The 14,427-nt window shown below is 70.0% G+C and carries 15 protein-coding genes and 1 riboswitch; of the genes, 9 read left to right on the forward strand and 6 right to left on the reverse strand.

Annotation, left to right across the window (positions count from 1 at the left end; translation table 11 throughout):
* Positions 1–3: 3 nt before the first annotated feature.
* A complete protein-coding gene (locus HD557_RS00265) occupies positions 4–381 on the forward strand; it encodes a hypothetical protein (protein WP_196872407.1) in 378 nt (125 codons plus the stop codon).
* On the opposite strand, the gene HD557_RS00270 is transcribed toward HD557_RS00265, so the two are convergent.
* Together HD557_RS00270 and HD557_RS00275 are read right to left on the reverse strand one after the other, a co-directional pair.
* Complete coding sequence (locus HD557_RS00270; protein WP_196872408.1) at positions 350–1,612, reverse strand: MFS transporter; 1,263 nt, start codon at positions 1,610–1,612, stop codon at positions 350–352. The genes HD557_RS00265 and HD557_RS00270 overlap by 32 nt on opposite strands.
* 2 nt (positions 1,613–1,614) lie before the next feature.
* Positions 1,615–2,184 carry an ArsR/SmtB family transcription factor gene (locus tag HD557_RS00275; protein ID WP_196872409.1) on the reverse strand — a complete coding sequence of 190 codons (570 nt, stop codon included), beginning with the start codon at positions 2,182–2,184 and terminating at the stop codon, positions 1,615–1,617.
* A gap of 109 nt (positions 2,185–2,293) precedes the next feature.
* On the opposite strand from HD557_RS00275, the gene HD557_RS00280 reads away from it, so the two are divergent.
* Positions 2,294–3,661, forward strand: coding sequence for an FAD/NAD(P)-binding protein (locus HD557_RS00280; RefSeq protein WP_307785516.1), 1,368 nt, complete (start codon positions 2,294–2,296; stop codon positions 3,659–3,661).
* Positions 3,662–3,762: 101 nt separating this feature from the next.
* Here the strand turns inward: HD557_RS00280 and HD557_RS00285 are convergent, their stop codons facing one another.
* Complete coding sequence (locus HD557_RS00285; protein WP_008354984.1) at positions 3,763–5,226, reverse strand: malate:quinone oxidoreductase; 1,464 nt, start codon at positions 5,224–5,226, stop codon at positions 3,763–3,765.
* A gap of 173 nt (positions 5,227–5,399) precedes the next feature.
* On the opposite strand from HD557_RS00285, the gene HD557_RS00290 reads away from it, so the two are divergent.
* Positions 5,400–6,488: a PLP-dependent cysteine synthase family protein gene (locus HD557_RS00290; protein ID WP_008354983.1), complete on the forward strand. Its 1,089-nt coding sequence runs from the start codon at positions 5,400–5,402 to the stop codon at positions 6,486–6,488.
* Here HD557_RS00290 and HD557_RS00295 read toward each other — a convergent pair.
* A complete protein-coding gene (locus tag HD557_RS00295) occupies positions 6,452–7,150 on the reverse strand; it encodes a YwaF family protein (protein WP_196872410.1) in 699 nt (232 codons plus the stop codon). The genes HD557_RS00290 and HD557_RS00295 overlap by 37 nt on opposite strands.
* 228 nt (positions 7,151–7,378) lie before the next feature.
* Complete coding sequence (locus HD557_RS00300) at positions 7,379–8,152, reverse strand: putative protein N(5)-glutamine methyltransferase (protein WP_231380117.1); 774 nt, start codon at positions 8,150–8,152, stop codon at positions 7,379–7,381.
* A 16-nt stretch (positions 8,153–8,168) separates the two neighbouring features.
* Between HD557_RS00300 and HD557_RS00305 the strand changes: the two genes are divergently transcribed.
* From HD557_RS00305 to HD557_RS00315, 3 genes are read left to right on the forward strand one after another with little or no spacing between them, the layout of a single operon-like run.
* Positions 8,169–8,525 (forward strand): hypothetical protein, encoded by a 357-nt coding sequence (locus HD557_RS00305; protein ID WP_196872412.1) that lies wholly within the window; start codon positions 8,169–8,171, stop codon positions 8,523–8,525.
* Positions 8,522–8,944 carry a hypothetical protein gene (locus HD557_RS00310; RefSeq protein ID WP_008354974.1) on the forward strand — a complete coding sequence of 141 codons (423 nt, stop codon included), beginning with the start codon at positions 8,522–8,524 and terminating at the stop codon, positions 8,942–8,944. Before HD557_RS00305 ends, HD557_RS00310 begins: the two co-directional genes overlap by 4 nt.
* Complete coding sequence (locus tag HD557_RS00315; RefSeq protein ID WP_196872413.1) at positions 8,944–10,005, forward strand: MBL fold metallo-hydrolase; 1,062 nt, start codon at positions 8,944–8,946, stop codon at positions 10,003–10,005. Before HD557_RS00310 ends, HD557_RS00315 begins: the two co-directional genes overlap by 1 nt.
* Here HD557_RS00315 and HD557_RS00320 read toward each other — a convergent pair.
* Positions 9,995–10,426, reverse strand: a complete 432-nt coding sequence (locus HD557_RS00320; protein WP_008354970.1) for a GNAT family N-acetyltransferase — start codon at positions 10,424–10,426, stop codon at positions 9,995–9,997. The two genes, HD557_RS00315 and HD557_RS00320, sit on opposite strands and share 11 nt — an antisense overlap.
* A gap of 31 nt (positions 10,427–10,457) precedes the next feature.
* Positions 10,458–10,566, forward strand: a riboswitch (TPP riboswitch).
* Between HD557_RS00320 and HD557_RS00325 the strand changes: the two genes are divergently transcribed.
* From HD557_RS00325 to HD557_RS00335, 3 genes are all read left to right on the forward strand, one after another.
* Positions 10,562–11,632: a thiamine ABC transporter substrate-binding protein gene (locus HD557_RS00325; protein WP_040754586.1), complete on the forward strand. Its 1,071-nt coding sequence runs from the start codon at positions 10,562–10,564 to the stop codon at positions 11,630–11,632. (Overlaps the previous riboswitch by 5 nt.)
* The gene (locus tag HD557_RS00330; RefSeq protein WP_196872414.1) at positions 11,629–13,272 is read left to right on the forward strand and encodes an ABC transporter permease; all 1,644 of its coding nucleotides are present in this window, start codon (positions 11,629–11,631) and stop codon (positions 13,270–13,272) included. Before HD557_RS00325 ends, HD557_RS00330 begins: the two co-directional genes overlap by 4 nt.
* A 129-nt stretch (positions 13,273–13,401) precedes the next feature.
* Positions 13,402–14,418, forward strand: coding sequence for an ABC transporter ATP-binding protein (locus HD557_RS00335; protein WP_196872415.1), 1,017 nt, complete (start codon positions 13,402–13,404; stop codon positions 14,416–14,418).
* Positions 14,419–14,427 lie beyond the last annotated feature (9 nt).

Consider the following 14,427-nt stretch of genomic DNA (forward strand, 5'->3'; position numbering starts at 1 on the left):
TTCATGAGGCGCCCGCATGAGAACGTCGCTACGGTCCTGGTGGATCCGCGCATTCTCGGCGACATCGAGATCGAGCTGATGTCGCTCGACATGCCGCTGTGGCGGGTGTGTGCGGCGCCGATCGTGAAGGACGGGCAGCGGCTCGCGTTCCAGGTCCGCAACAAGCTGCTGATGTCGAAGCGGGGCGAGTGGGACTGCGCCAAGGACTGGGTCCCGGTCTGGATCGGCTTCGGCTCGACCTGGGCGTTTCCCGGTGAGGCGATCCCGTGGCCGGCCCACAAGGCGCTGTGGACGCTCCTGGAGGGCTACTCCGACCACGTCCGCTACAACAAGCGGCTCGGCGGGATCCCTAGGATCCCGCGGTTGCGGGAAGCCTGCTAGCCGCCGGCTCCGATCGCCGTTCGATCTGCTTCCAGGTCGGGTCGATCGCGGGGAACATCGTGACCACGAAGTAGGCGATCCCGCAGGCCACCAGCGCCGTGGTCAGGCCGAACGCGGAGACCAGGCCGCCGCCGAGCAGCCCACCGAGCGGCATCAGCCCCCAGGCGAAGGCCGAGATCAGCGACATCACCCGGCCGAGCACATGCGCGGGGATCCGCTCGAACTGGAGCGATCCGAGGATCGGGTTGATGAACCCGCTGGCGGTCCCGCCGATCGCGAACACCACGAAGACCACCCACAGCGGCGCCCCGAACGCGATCACCAGGAACCGGGGGATCCCGGTGATCAGGAAGCAGACCAGGTACGTCGGGTAGCGCCGCATCCGGTCGCCGATGGCTGCCGCCACGGCCGAGCCGACGGCGGAGAAGCCGGAGAAGGTGGCGAACAGCAGACCGATCGTCTCCGGGCCGGCGTGCTGCTGACCCCATACGGGCATCAGCACGCTGCTCCAGGCCAGGTCGATCAGGTTGGTCAGCGCGACCATGAACGCGATTCCGAGGAGCACCCGGTCGCGGCGGAGGACGTGCCAGCCCTCGGCGAGCTGGGCACCGTACGAGGCGGGGTCCTTCCTCGGCTGCTCCGCGGGTCCCGGGGAGCGGTGCCCGGTCAGCCCGGCCGTCGTCGCCGCGAGCACGAGGGCACCGAGCGCGAACGAGGCGGCGTCGATCACGATCGCGTTCGTCGCGCCGACCAGCCCGATCAGCAGCCCCGCGGCGGCGGCGCCCAGCATCGAGGCGGTGCGCTCGACGAACGAGTGCAGCCCGGTGGCCCGCTCCGTCGAGACGCCGGCCGCCTCGACCAGCTGCGGGATCATCGACGACTTCGCGGCGTCACCGGGGCCGCGCAGTGCGCCGGCGAGGGCGACGAGCGCGAGCAGGATCGAGAGGTGCAGCAGGCCGGCTGCGTACAGCAGGGGGATGAGGCCGACCACGACGGCCGAGCCGAGGTCGCAGGCGATCGCGACGCGGCGTGGGCCGATACGGTCGATGACCGGGCCACCGAAGATCTTGCTGAGTACCAGCGGGGTCATCTCGAAGAGCGCGATCAGGCCGGCCTGGGCGGCGCTGCCGGTCGTCTCGAGCACGAACCAGGGCAGCGCCAGCATCGAGATGCGGGTGCCGACCAGCGAGATGGTCTCGGCGGCGAGCCAGCCGTAGAGGGGGAGCTTCATCGTCAGTCCTTCTCGGGGCCGAGGTGTCCCGGCAGGGCGAAGGTGTGGAACTGGACCGCGACGGGCTCGCCGTCGGGGTCGTCCTCGAACCCGAAGACGACCTCGTTGACCTGCTCCTGCAGCCGGCGGACCTGGCTCGGGGTGAGGCGCACGACCCGGTCGTTGAGGTTGAAGACCTCGCGCCATTCCTTCGAGATGAGCTCGCGCTCCTCGAGCGCCTTCTGGAGCTGCTGGGTGTAGATGGTGACGACGGTCTGCAGATAGGCGCCGAGGGTCTCTTGTCCCTCGGCGGTGTCGGGCACGTCGCTGTCGCCGGTCACGGTCATCTGGTGGGCGGCCTTCCACCAGCGCTCCCGGGCGTTGCCGCGGCTCTCGTCGTCCTCGATGAACCCGTGCTGCGCGAGCTGCCGGAGGTGGTAGGACGTCGCGCCGCTGTTGATCCCGAGCCGGGCGGCCAGGGTGGTCGCGGTCGCCGGGCCGTCGACGCGGAGCATCCCGAGCATGCGCACGCGCACGGGGTGGGTGAGGGCCTTGAGCTGGTCGACTCCGGGGACGATCTCGCGTGCTGCCATGGGTCAACCGTAGACCGCAAAGAGATCTTTGCAAATGGAATTGTGCGATTTCCCTGATATACGAGTAACCCGGTGAACAATGCCTGGAAAGCGCCGTTACCCTGTCGGAGTGACGACAGATGCCGCGCCGCCGACGCCGACCTCCGCCCCGACGGTGGCGATCATCGGAGGAGGAGCCAGCGGTACGCTGACCGCGATCAACCTGCTCCGCCGAGGTGCGTCGGTCACGCTCTTCGAGTCACGGGGAGAGGCCGGCTACGGGGTCGCCTACTCGACCACCGACGCCCGCCATCTGCTCAACGTCCGGGCCAACAACATGTCGGGTTTCCTCGACGATCGTGACGACCTGCTCAACTGGGCGGCGGAGGTCGGCATCGAGCTCGGCCCGATCGACTTCCTGCCCCGCCGCGACTACTCCCGCTATCTGCGCGACCGGCTCGCTCAGGCCGCTGCGGCAGGTCCCGGGGCGTTGGAGACGGTCGGGGAGACCGTCGTCGACGTGGAGCCGGTCGGCGCCGGCTTCCAGGTGCTGACCAGCGACGATGGTGAGGGCCATGTCGCGGACGCGGTCGTCCTGGCGTACGGCAACCCGCCGCCGCAGCCGCTGGCCGGGCTGCCCGAGGCACCGTGGAACCTGTCGGATCCCTGGGACGTCGCCCGGATCAGCGCCCTGCCCGGTGATGCGACCGTGCTGGTCGTCGGCACCGGCCTGACCGCCGTCGACACCACGGTCACGCTCCTCGACGACTCCCCGGCCCGCCGGGTGATCATGGTGAGCCGCCACGGCCTGTTGCCGAACCCCCACGTCGACGACCAGTTCACCTCCTGGGTGACCCCGATCCCCGACGGCCCGCTCACCGCCGACGGCATCGCCGGCCTCGTCCGCGACCAGATCGAGCACGCGGCCGCCCTCGGCGTCGACTGGCGTGCGGTCATCGACGGCCTGCGCGGTCCGACCCAGTCGATCTGGCGCCACCTGCCCGAGCCCGAGCGCCGTCGCTTCCGCGAGCTCTACGCCCGCGAGTGGGAGGTACGCCGCCACCGCATGGCCCCGCGCATCGCCGCCCTCCTCGACACCTACCGGGCCGAGGGACGCCTGGAGATCCTCGGCGGCGGGGTGCTCGGCTGCCGGGCGAACGCCGAGGCGGACGGCGCCGAGAAGCCGGTCGTCACCCTCGCCGACGGCGACCGCGAGGTCACCGCGGTGGTCAACTGCACCGGCCCCTCACCCGACATCACCCGCACCGACAACCCGCTCCTGCTCGCGCTCCAGAAGCGCGGCCTGATCGCCCCCGACCCCCTCCGCCTCGGCATCGACGTCACCGAGGACGGCCGCGTCATCGGAGCAGACGGCAGCGTCGTACCCGGTCTTGTGACCGTCGGCCCGCCCTGCAAGGGCGCCCTCTACGAGGCGACAGCCATCCCCGAGATCCGGGTCCAAGCCGCAGCCGCGGCCGCCCACCTCGCCGCCGAATAGGTGGTTCTGGCGGCCGAGAAATCAGTTGTGGGCGACGAAACTGTCGTTTCGTCGCCCACAACTACAGACTCGGCGCCCAGAACCACCGATTCGGCGGGTGGTCAGCCCAGGTTGAGCTGGCGATCCGTGCGTGCGAACGTCTCGGCGGCGAGCTCGGGGTCGGCGCTGAGCTCGGCACCGGTGGCCGGGATCATCGTCTTGAGCTGGGGCTGCCAGTCGTCCCAGCGGTCGGGGAAGCAGCGGCGCAGGACGTTGACCATGATCGCCGGCGCCGTCGAGGCGCCGGGCGAGGCGCCCAGCAGGCCGGCGATGGTGCCGTCCTCGGCGGTGATGACCTCGGTGCCGAACTGCAGCACACCGTCGGGGCGGATGACCTGCACCCGCTGGCCGGCGATGATCCGCTCCCAGTCCTTGCGGTCGGCGGCGGGGAAGAAGTCGAGGAGGTCGTCGAACTTCTTGCGCGGGGAGCGCAGCAGCTCCTTGACCAGGTAGACGGTGAGGTCCATGTTGGTCAGCCCGGCGCGCAGCATCGGCAGCAGGTTGTGCGGCCGCACCGAGAGGAACAGGTCGGTCAGCGACCCGGTCTTGAGGAAGCGCGGGCTCCAGCCGGCGTACGGACCGAACATCAGGTGCGTCTTGCCCTCGACGTAGCGGGTGTCGAGGTGGGGCACCGACATCGGCGGCGCGCCGACCGCGGCCTTGCCGTAGGCCTTGGCGCGGTGCTGGGTGACCAGCTCGGGCTTGGACGTACGCAGGAACTCACCCGAGACCGGGAAGCCGCCGAAGCCGCGGATCTCCGGGATGGCGGCCTTCTGCAGCAGCGGCAGCGCGTAGCCGCCGGCGCCGACGAAGACGAAGCGCGAACGCAGGTGGTACTTGCCGGACTCGTTGCGGCCGTAGATGTGCCAGAAGCCGTCCATGGTCTGGTGCAGGTCGGTGACCTCGGACCCGGTCTCCAGGTCGGCACCCTTGTCGACCAGGGTGCGGGTCAGCATCGAGGTGAGCGAGCCGAAGTCGACGTCGGTGCCGGCGTTGGTCCAGGTGGCCGCGACGGGCTCCTCGGCGAGCGACTTGGCCGAGCGGCCCTCGAGCAGCAGCGGCGCCCAGCCCCGGATGACCTCGGGGTCGGTGGAGAACTCCATCCCGGCGAAGAGCGGGTGCTGCGACAGCGCCTCGTGGCGCTTGCGGAGGTATTCGACGTTGTCCGCACCCCACACGAAGGACATGTGCGGGACGGTGTGGATGAACTTGTCGGGGTCCGGGATGCGGCCGTTCTCGACCAGGAAGGACCACAGCTGACGGGAGACCTGGAACTGCTCGTTGACGTTGACGGCCTTGGAGATGTCCACCGAGCCGTCGGCCTGCTGCGGGCTGTAGTTGAGCTCGCACAGCGCGGAGTGACCGGTGCCGGCGTTGTTCCACGGGCCGGAGGACTCCACGGCGAGCGAATCGAGCCGTTCGATCATCTTGATGGACCAGCTGGGCTCGAGCTCCTGGAGGAGCACGCCCAGGGTGGCGCTCATGATGCCGCCGCCGATCAGCACTACGTCAAGAGGTTCGTCCACAGGTCTTTTGTCTCGCTTTTGAGGCCGCAATGGTTAATCGGGGTCCTTAGATCGGTCTAACTTGTGGGCAACTTCACTGCCCTGCCCCCGGGATGAGTCCAGCGTGATTCCGTCCTTCATTGTGGCTCACCGCACATGCCGGTGGTAGTTCAGGGTGGAGTTACGCTCGGCCGGTGCCACGCCTCTCTGACTCCCATCGCGCCTGGATCGACGAAGCCGTACGCCGCGTCGAGGCCGACGCCCAGCGCTCCGCCGACACCCATCTGCACGTCGTGCCGCTGCCGGGATGTCCGGGCATCGACCTCTATCTGAAGGACGAGTCCGTCCACCCCACCGGCTCGCTGAAGCACCGCCTGGCGAGGTCGCTGTTCCTCTACGCCGTCTGCAACGGCTGGCTCCACGAGGGCGCGACGGTCGTGGAGGCGTCCTCGGGGTCGACCGCGGTCTCCGAGGCGTACTTCTCCCGGCTCCTCGGTCTCCCGTTCGTCGCGGTGATGCCGCGCTCGACGTCGAAGGAGAAGGTGGCGCTGATCGAGTGGTACGGCGGCACCTGCCACTTCGTCGACCGCGCCGCGGACGTGTACGCCGAGGCCGAGCGTCTCGCCCGCGAGTGCGGCGGCCACTACATGGATCAGTTCACCTACGCCGAGCGGGCCACCGACTGGCGCGGCAACAACAACATCGCTGAGTCGATCTTCGACCAGATGTCGCAGGAGCGGCACCCGGTACCGACCTGGATCGTCGTCTCGGCCGGCACCGGCGGCACCTCGGCCACGATCGGCCGCTACCTCCACTACCGCCGGCACCCCACCAAGCTGATGGTCGCCGACCCGGAGAACTCCGCCTTCTACGGCGGCTGGGAGATGGACACCTCCGACCACGCCACCGGGATGCCGTCGCGCATCGAGGGGATCGGCCGACCGCGGGTCGAGCCGTCCTTCGTCGGCGGGGTCGTCGACGACATGGTCCAGGTGCCCGACGCGGCCTCGATCGCGACGATGCGCTGGCTCTCGAACCGGATGGGCCGCTCGGTCGGCCCCTCGACGGGCACCAACGTGTGGGCATCGCTGGGTGTCGTACGCGAGATGGTCGACGCCGGTGCCCAGGGCAGCGTCGTCTCGCTGCTGTGCGACTCCGGGGATCGCTATCGCTCGTCCTACTACGACGACGGCTGGGTGAGCGAGAAGGGCATCGACCTGGCGCCGTACGCCTCGGCCCTCGCCGACTACGAGCGCACCGGCATCCTCGTCGACCCCTCCTGACGCGCCCAGACCCGCATCCCCGCGGTGACCAGCGCCCACACGCCCGCGACGAGCACGATCTCGCTGAGGATGTAGAGCGGCCACGGCCCGAGCACGTCGAGCAGCGAGTCCGACGGCGGCTTGTAGCGCAGGTAGCCGTAGTTGGCGTCGAGGACGAGGTTGAGGACGTACGCCGCGGCAGCCCATGCCGCCGTGGTCACGACCGCCCAGCCGTAGTCGCGCCAGCGCGGGAGCAGCTTGAGCCCGAAGACCAGGTAGACCGCGGCGAGCACCACCATCAGGTGCATGACCCAGAAGGTGATGTAGCTGACCTCCGGGAAGTCCCTCACGTCCGGGGTGAACACGCCCTGGGTGGTCAGCGTGAGACCCCAGAAGCAGGTCAGCGCCGTCGGGTAGGGATGGTGGGTCCACAGCGCGACCGTCGCCGCCATCCACGCCATGTCGCACAGATGGATCGGCAGATCGATGAACAGGTCGAAGTCGGTGACCCACTCGTGAGCCTGCAGCGGGATGATCGTCAGCGGGATCGCGAGCGCGAATGCTCGGGAGAATCTCGACGGATCCAGGTCGTCCCGCTGCCGCCTGCCCAGCCAGACCACGGCCACGATCCCCGCTGTGAGCAGGGACAACGGCACCAGATGGGTCAGACCGTAAGCCTGCATATCGGAAGTCTGACGCGATTCCCGAAGAAATTCTTCCCAACCCGCGTCATGGGTCGGCGGGTCGTCCGTTTCATCGGCGAGAAGGTCGTCCACCGGTGGGGGGTGGACGACCTCTCACACAAAGTTGGTGGCTGATCCGGGGGGATTCATCAACTGGGTGGAGGTCCCTCTGAATGCACACTGCGGGGGTGGTGTGCAATCAGAGGGACGCCTCGCTTTTGTGGTGTCTCAGCGGGCTGTTCCGGTCACCGCCGTCGCGTAGAGCTCCTCGTCGTGATGGATCTGCGCGACGAGCCCCTGCGCCCGCATCAGGCTCGCGGTGACGGGCGCCTGCTCCTGGCCGGCCTCGATGACGAGTACGCCGCCGGGTGCCAGATGCTTCGGAGCCTGCTCGATCACGCGCCGCTGGACCTCGAGCCCGTCGGCTCCGCCGTCGAGCGCCACGTGGTGCTCGTGATCGCGCGCCTCGGGCGGCATGTTCCGGATCTCGTCGCTCGGGACGTAGGGGGCGTTGGCCACGATCACGTCGAACTCGAGGTCGCGGGGGAGCGGGGCGTAGAGGTCGCCGAGGAGCACCCGGTCCGGCGGCAGGTTCCGCCTGGCACAGGCGACGGCGGCCGCGTCGATGTCGGTGGCCCAGACCTCCGCGCCCTGGACCCGGGCCGCGACGGCCGCGCCCAGCGCTCCGGTCCCGCAGCCGAGGTCGAGAACCCTCCGGGTCGTGCGGTGCGCAATCCCCTGGACAGCGAGGTCGACCATCAGCGCCGAGCGCTGCCGGGGCACGAACACCCCGGGCGCGACCCGGATCCGGAGCCCGCAGAACTCGGCCCAGCCCAGGATGAGCTCCAGTGGCTCACCGGCCACGCGGCGTACGACCATCGCCTCTCGTTCCTGCGGCGAGACCGGTGCTTCTTCGAGGAGGGCCGCCTCCTCCTCGGCGAAGACGCAGCCGGCGGCGCGGAGGCGGGCGACGAGCCCCGAATCGGGAACGACGGAGGTCATCAGAGAATATTGGCACGTGGACGCCCTGACTCCGATCGGAATCATCGTGGCCGCGTACGCCGCGTTCGTGACGATCGCGGCCGTCGTCGGCCTCGTCCTGAAGGCTCCGCGTCCGCGGTGGCTCGATCAGCTAGCGTGGATGCTCGAGATCCTCGCCGTCGTGCTCGCGATCGGGGCGCTGGCGGGCTGGTCGGCCGGGCGCAAGCCGGAGTCGCTGTCGACCTTCCTGGGCTACGTGGGCGCGCTCGTGTGCCTGATGCCGCTGGCCCTGCAGACGATGCGTGAGGACCGCTCGGCCTGGTCCTCGGGCGTGATCGCGGCGGCGGCCCTGGCGACGGGGGTCGTGGCCGTACGCGTCATGATGGTCCGGTGACCGAGACCGCTCCCGCCAAGACCCGTTCCGGTCCACACCTGGTGCTGCTGACCGTCTACGCGATCTTCGTGCTCGCCGCGGGCGCCCGGTCGCTGGTGCAGGTCCTCACCCGCTTCGACGAGGCCCCGATCGCCTACTCGCTCTCGGTGGTCGCGGCGGCGACGTACGTCGCGGGCTGGTTCGCGATCCGCCGGGCTGCTGCCGGGTCGGCGGGCTTCGCGAAGATCATGCTGTGGGTCGAGCTGGCCGGCGTGTTCGTCGTCGGTGTCCTGTCCCTGGTCGTGCCGTCCTGGTTCCCGGATGCATCGGTATGGTCGAAGTTCGGGAGCGGATACGGTTTCGTTCCTGCCCTGCTGCCGATCCTGGGTCTCCTCTGGCTCTGGAAAGGTCGAACTCCAGGGCCGACCGAAGGAGCCTGATGAGTCAGTCGACAGCCACCGCCATCTCGCCTGACTCGGGGGAGCACTGGTCCGCTCCGGGAGCATGGACGGTCGCCGACGGCGTACATCGGATCCCGTTGCCGCTGCCGATGGACGGGCTCAAGGCGGTCAACATCTACGTCCTCGAGGGTTCTGACGGCCTTTCGTTGGTCGATGGTGGCTGGGCGATCACCGAGGGGCGCGCCGCGCTGGAGAGCGGGCTGAAGAAGCTCGGCTTCGCGTTCAGGGACGTCCGGCGGTTCCTGGTCACCCACGTGCACCGCGACCACTACACGCTCGCCTCGGTGCTGGGTGAGGAGTTCGGCGCCGACGTGCTGCTCGGCGCCGGCGAACGGCCCACCCTCGAGCTCACCAACGGCGACCTCGACGGCTGGATCTCGACCGACCGCCTCCTGGCTCATGCCGGCGCACCCGAGCTGGCCGAGAAGTGGGCCGCCAACCCGCCTCCGCCGCCCGATCTCTCGCACTGGCGGATGCCTTCGCGTTGGCTGGAAGGGGACGTACGCCTCGACGTGGCCGGCCGCGACCTCGACGCCGTGCACACCCCTGGTCACACCCAGGGTCACTACGTCTACGCAGACCTGGCCGGCTCGGTCCTGTTCGCCGGCGACCACGTGCTGCCCACGATCACCCCGTCGATCGGCTTCGAGCCGGTTCCGGTCATCGACCCGCTCGGCGACTTCATGGCGTCGCTGACCAAGGTCCGCTCCCTGCCCGACCTGCAGCTTCTGCCCGCTCACGGCCCCGTCGCGACCTCGTCGCACGCCCGCGTCGACGAGCTCCTCGCCCATCACGAGACCCGGCTCGCCCAGTCGCTGGCCTCCTTGCGTCTCGGGCGACGTTCGGCCCTCGAAGTCGCCAACGACCTCGGCTGGACCCGCCACGAGCGCGCCTTCGCCGAGCTCGACTACTTCAACGCCGGCCTCGCGGTCATGGAGACCAAGGCCCACCTCGAGCTGCTGGTCGCTCGCGGTCTCGCGACCCGCGAGGAGACCGAGGCGAGCGTGCTGTTCGCCCCGGTCGACGCCGTCAGCGCCTGAGCCGCATCGGGGTGTGCGGGATGCCGTCCTCGAGGAACTCCTCGCCGTCCTTCACGAACCCGAACTTCGCGTACCAGCCGGCCAGCGGCGACTGGGCGTCGAGGACGATGTCGCGGTCGGTGACGGCCTCGACGGCAGCCTTCATGATCACGTCCGCCAGGCCCTGGCCGCGGTGGGTGGGGGCGAGGACGACGCGGCCGATCCGCCACACGTCACCGTCGTCGAGGATGCGGGCGGTGCCGGCGAGCCGGTCGCCGTCGGTCAGCACCACGTGACGCGTCCCGGGCTCGAGGTCACGGCCGTCCAGGTCGAGGTAGGGGCAGTCCTGCTCGACGACGAAGACCTCCTGGCGCAGCTGCCACAGGGCGTACGCGGTCTTGGGGGTGAGGTCGTCGAAGGACGAGATGGAGACGTCGGTCATGGGTGGATTCTCGCAAGCAAGTAGTGTTGCCCGGAACAGACAGGGGAGGCCGGGAGGCCTGAGAGTGCGGCGAACAGCGCCGCAGACCCTCCGAACCTGCTCCGGTTGACACCGGCGAAGGGAGTCAGAGTGCGCATGCGTACGCCTGCCATCACTGCCACTGCGATCACTGCGGTCTCGGCGCTGCTGCTGTCCGCGTGCGGGGGCACCCCCGCGAAGCCGGACGCCGAGAAGTCGAGCGGCGCCGACGACAAGACCGTGGTGCTGCTGACCCACGACAGCTTCACGCTGCCGAAGGAGGTGCTGGCCGAGTTCACCGAGAAGACCGGCTACACCGCAGAGATCCGGCACGCGGGCGACGGCGGCGAGCTGACCACCAAGATCGCCCTGGACACCGGCAACCCCGACGGTGACGCGGTCTTCGGCGTCGACAACACCTTCGCCAGCCGGGCGATCGACCAGGGCGCGCTGGAGGCCTACACGCCGTCCGAGATCCCCGAGGGCGTCTCTGATTTCAATCTCCCCGGCGACGAGGAGCACTTCCTCACCCCCGTCGACAACGGCAGCGTGTGCGTCAACATCGACACCGAGTGGTTCGCGGCCAAGAAGCTGACGCCGCCGAAGTCGCTCGACGACCTGGCCGAGCCCGCGTACAAGGACCTGCTCGTGACCCCTGGCGCGGCGACGTCGACGCCCGGGATGGCATTCCTGCTGGCGACCGTCGCCGAGTACGGCGAGGACGGCTGGGCCGACTACTGGGGCAAGCTGATGGACAACGGCGCCAAGGTCGTCGACGGCTGGGACCAGGCCTACTACTCCGACTTCACCCAGGGCGGCGGCAAGGGCACGCGTCCGATCGTCGTCTCCTACGACTCCTCGCCGGCCTTCACCGTCAAGGACGGCAAGACCACGACGGCCGCTCTGCTCGACACCTGCTTCCGTCAGGTCGAGTACGCCGGTGTGCTGAAGGGTGCCGACCACCCCGAGGGCGCACAGGCGCTGATCGACTTCATGCTTTCCGACAGCGTGCAGGGGGCACTGCCGGAGAGCATGTACGTCTTCCCCGTCTCCTCCGACGTGAAGCTGCCCGCCGAGTGGGCGAAGTTCGCCCAGCAGCCCACCTCGCCGCTCTCCGTCGAGCCGAAGGAGATCGAGGAGAACCGGGAAGCGTGGCTGGCGACCTGGAGTGACACGATCGCGCAGTGAGCTCCACCCGTCGCGTAGGCACCCTGGTCGCGCTCGCCGCCCTCCCGGTGGCCGTGCTGGCGGTCTTCTTCGTCCTGCCGGTCACGGGGATGGTGCAGCGCGGACTGTTCTTCGGTGGCTCCTTCGACCCGTCCGTGGTGTCCCGGGTCGTGGGGCGCCCGGAGATCCAGCGGGCGCTCTGGTTCACGCTGTGGTCCTCGGGGCTCGCGACGGTGCTGAGCATCGCCCTGGGGCTGCCGGCTGCGTTCGCGCTGCATCGACTGGCGTTTCCGCTGCAGCGCGTCATCCGGGCCGGGCTGCTGGTGCCGTTCGTGCTCCCCACCGTCGTCGTGGGCGTCGCCTTCCGCGAGCTCATCGGCGAGGCGGGGCTGCTCGCATCTCTGGGTCTCGATGGCACGCCGACGGCGATCATCCTCGGGCTGGTCTTCTTCAACGCCTCGGTGGTGATCCGCGCGGTCGGGGCGGCCTGGGAGTCGCTCGACCCGCGACCCGGTGAGGCCGCCGCCGCTCTCGGGGCGTCGCCCTTGCGGGTCCTGCTGACGATCACCCTGCCCGCGCTGCGTCCCGCGATCGTCTCGGCGGCGTCGGTGGTCTTCCTCTTCTGCGCGACCGCGTTCGGGATCGTGCTCACCCTCGGCGGGGTGCGCTACAACAGCATCGAGACCGAGATCTACAAGCTCACGTTCACCCTGTTCGACCTGCCCGGTGCCGCGGTGCTGTCGGTGCTGCAGCTGGTGGTCGTCGTCGGGCTGCTGGTCGTGGCCGGTCGGCTGCGTTCGGTGCCGGATCCCGCGCAGTCCCGGGTCGTCGTACGCCGCCGGCGGGTCTCGCCGCGGGACCTCCCGGCCCTGTTGTCCACGTCGGTGCTGGTCCTGCTGGTGGCCGGTCCGCTGCTGGCGCTGCTGCTCGGGTCGCTGCGGGTCGACGACCGCTGGAGCCTCGGGAACTATGTCGCCCTGCAGACCCCCGGGTTCGACCCGCCGCTGCCGGTGCCGGTCACCACGGCGCTGATGACGTCGCTGGCGGTCGCGGTGCAGGCGACGCTGGTCGCGCTGGTGCTCGGGCTGCTGGTGGCCTTCGCGGTGACCCGTCGGTCCCGGACGCTTGCGGAGCGTCGGGTGCGCGCCGTGCTCGACGGGCTGTTCATGGTGCCGCTCGGGGTCAGCGCCGTCACCCTGGGGCTGGGGCTCTATCTGACGCTCGGCTCGGGCGTCTTCGACTTCCGTGACGAGCCGTGGCTGGTACCGCTGGCGCAGGCGCTGGTCGCGTTGCCCCTGGTGGTGAGGACGTTGGTGCCGGTCCTGGGATCGGTCGACGACCGGCTCCGCCAGGCCGCCGCCGGGCTCGGGGCCGGGCCGCTGCGCGCGGTGATGACCGTCGACGTACCCGCCGTCTGGAAGCCGCTCCTCGCCTCCTCCGGCTTCGCCTTCGCGGCCTCGCTGGGGGAGTTCGGCGCGACGTCCTTCCTCGTCCGCGAGGAGCGCCCCACCCTCCCCGTCGTCATCCTCCGGTTGCTGTCCCGTCCGGGCTCCGACAACTACGGCATGGCCCTCGCCGCCGCCTGTGTCCTCGCCGCCGCCACCGCCGTCGTGATGCTCCTCGTCGAGCGTCTCCGCGTCCCTTCGATCGGAGCACTGTGAACACCGCACCGCCGAAACCGCACCTTTGGGGGCCGAGTCCGCACTTGTGGCGGACGAAACGGCAGTTTGGTTCGCCAGAACTACCGATTCGGCCACCAAAACCACCGCTCCGGCAGGATCGAGGTTGCGATGCTGTCGCTGCGTGAGGTGTCGGTGGCGTACGACGGGAAGCCTGCCGTCGAGGACGTCAGCCTGGAGCTGGCGGACGGTGAGGTGCTGGCGCTGCTGGGGCCTTCGGGCTCGGGGAAGTCGACGCTGCTGCGGGCAGTGGCCGGGCTGGAGCCGGCGACGGGGGAGATCGGCTGGGACGGGCGGTCGATGCGCGGGGTGCCGACGCACAAACGCGGGTTCGCGCTGATGTTCCAGGACGGGCAGCTGTTCCCGCACCTCAGCGTCGCGGGCAACGTCGCCTACTCGATGCGGCTGCGGCGGATCCCGGCCGCCGACCGCGAGAAGCGGGTCGCCGACCTGCTGGAGCTCGTCGGTCTGGGTGGCTACCAGGATCGCCTCCCGGGCACGCTGAGCGGTGGCGAGCGGCAGCGGGTCGCGCTGGCGCGGGCGCTAGCGGTCGAGCCGCGGCTGCTGCTCCTCGACGAGCCGCTCTCCGCGCTCGACGCTGGCCTGCGGGAGCGCCTGGCCGGCGACCTGCGACGGATCCTGCACGAGGCCGGCACCACCGCGCTCATGGTCACCCACGATCAGGAGGAGGCCTTCGCGGTGGCCGACCGGATCGCGCTGCTGCGCGACGGGTGCCTCGTGCAGGAGGGGACCCTCCGTGACGTCTGGGCGAGGCCGACCGACACCTGGGCCGCCCTGTTCCTGGGGTACGCCCGCGTGCTCGAGGGGCCGGCGGCGTACACGGTCCTGAAGGCCGCCGGGCTGAGCCCCGCCGGCGCGGTGGCGCTGCGCCGCTCCGCCTTCGTCGCCGACCCGGCGGGGCCGCTCACCGGCACCGTCGTCTCGGCAAGGGCCACGCCGGAACAGCACCGGCTCGTCGTACGTCTCGACGACATCGGCGAGGTCGACGCGGTCGCCGACTCGGCGCCGGCACCGGGGGAGTCGGTCAGGCTGCGGGTGGAGCCGAACCGGCTGGCCATTCCAGAATCTGTTGTCCCCGAATCGGCAGAGCAGCCACCCGCCATTTAAACTTAGCGG

The organism is Nocardioides luteus (assembly GCF_015752315.1).
Lineage (GTDB): Bacteria > Actinomycetota > Actinomycetes > Propionibacteriales > Nocardioidaceae > Nocardioides.

Excerpts from the sequence above, each read along its gene's own strand:
- HD557_RS00275 (WP_196872409.1), bottom strand. The coding sequence starts at position 2,184 with ATGGCAGCACGCGAGATCGTCCCCGGAGTCGACCAGCTCAAGGCCCTC.
- HD557_RS00325 (WP_040754586.1), top strand. The coding sequence starts at position 10,562 with ATGCGTACGCCTGCCATCACTGCCACTGCGATCACTGCGGTCTCGGCG.
- HD557_RS00295 (WP_196872410.1), bottom strand. The coding sequence starts at position 7,150 with ATGCAGGCTTACGGTCTGACCCATCTGGTGCCGTTGTCCCTGCTCACA.
- HD557_RS00320 (WP_008354970.1), bottom strand. The coding sequence starts at position 10,426 with ATGACCGACGTCTCCATCTCGTCCTTCGACGACCTCACCCCCAAGACC.
- HD557_RS00270 (WP_196872408.1), bottom strand. The coding sequence starts at position 1,612 with ATGAAGCTCCCCCTCTACGGCTGGCTCGCCGCCGAGACCATCTCGCTG.
- HD557_RS00300 (WP_231380117.1), bottom strand. The coding sequence starts at position 8,152 with ATGACCTCCGTCGTTCCCGATTCGGGGCTCGTCGCCCGCCTCCGCGCC.
- HD557_RS00335 (WP_196872415.1), top strand. The coding sequence starts at position 13,402 with ATGCTGTCGCTGCGTGAGGTGTCGGTGGCGTACGACGGGAAGCCTGCC.
- HD557_RS00265 (WP_196872407.1), top strand. The coding sequence starts at position 4 with ATGAGGCGCCCGCATGAGAACGTCGCTACGGTCCTGGTGGATCCGCGC.
- HD557_RS00315 (WP_196872413.1), top strand. The coding sequence starts at position 8,944 with ATGAGTCAGTCGACAGCCACCGCCATCTCGCCTGACTCGGGGGAGCAC.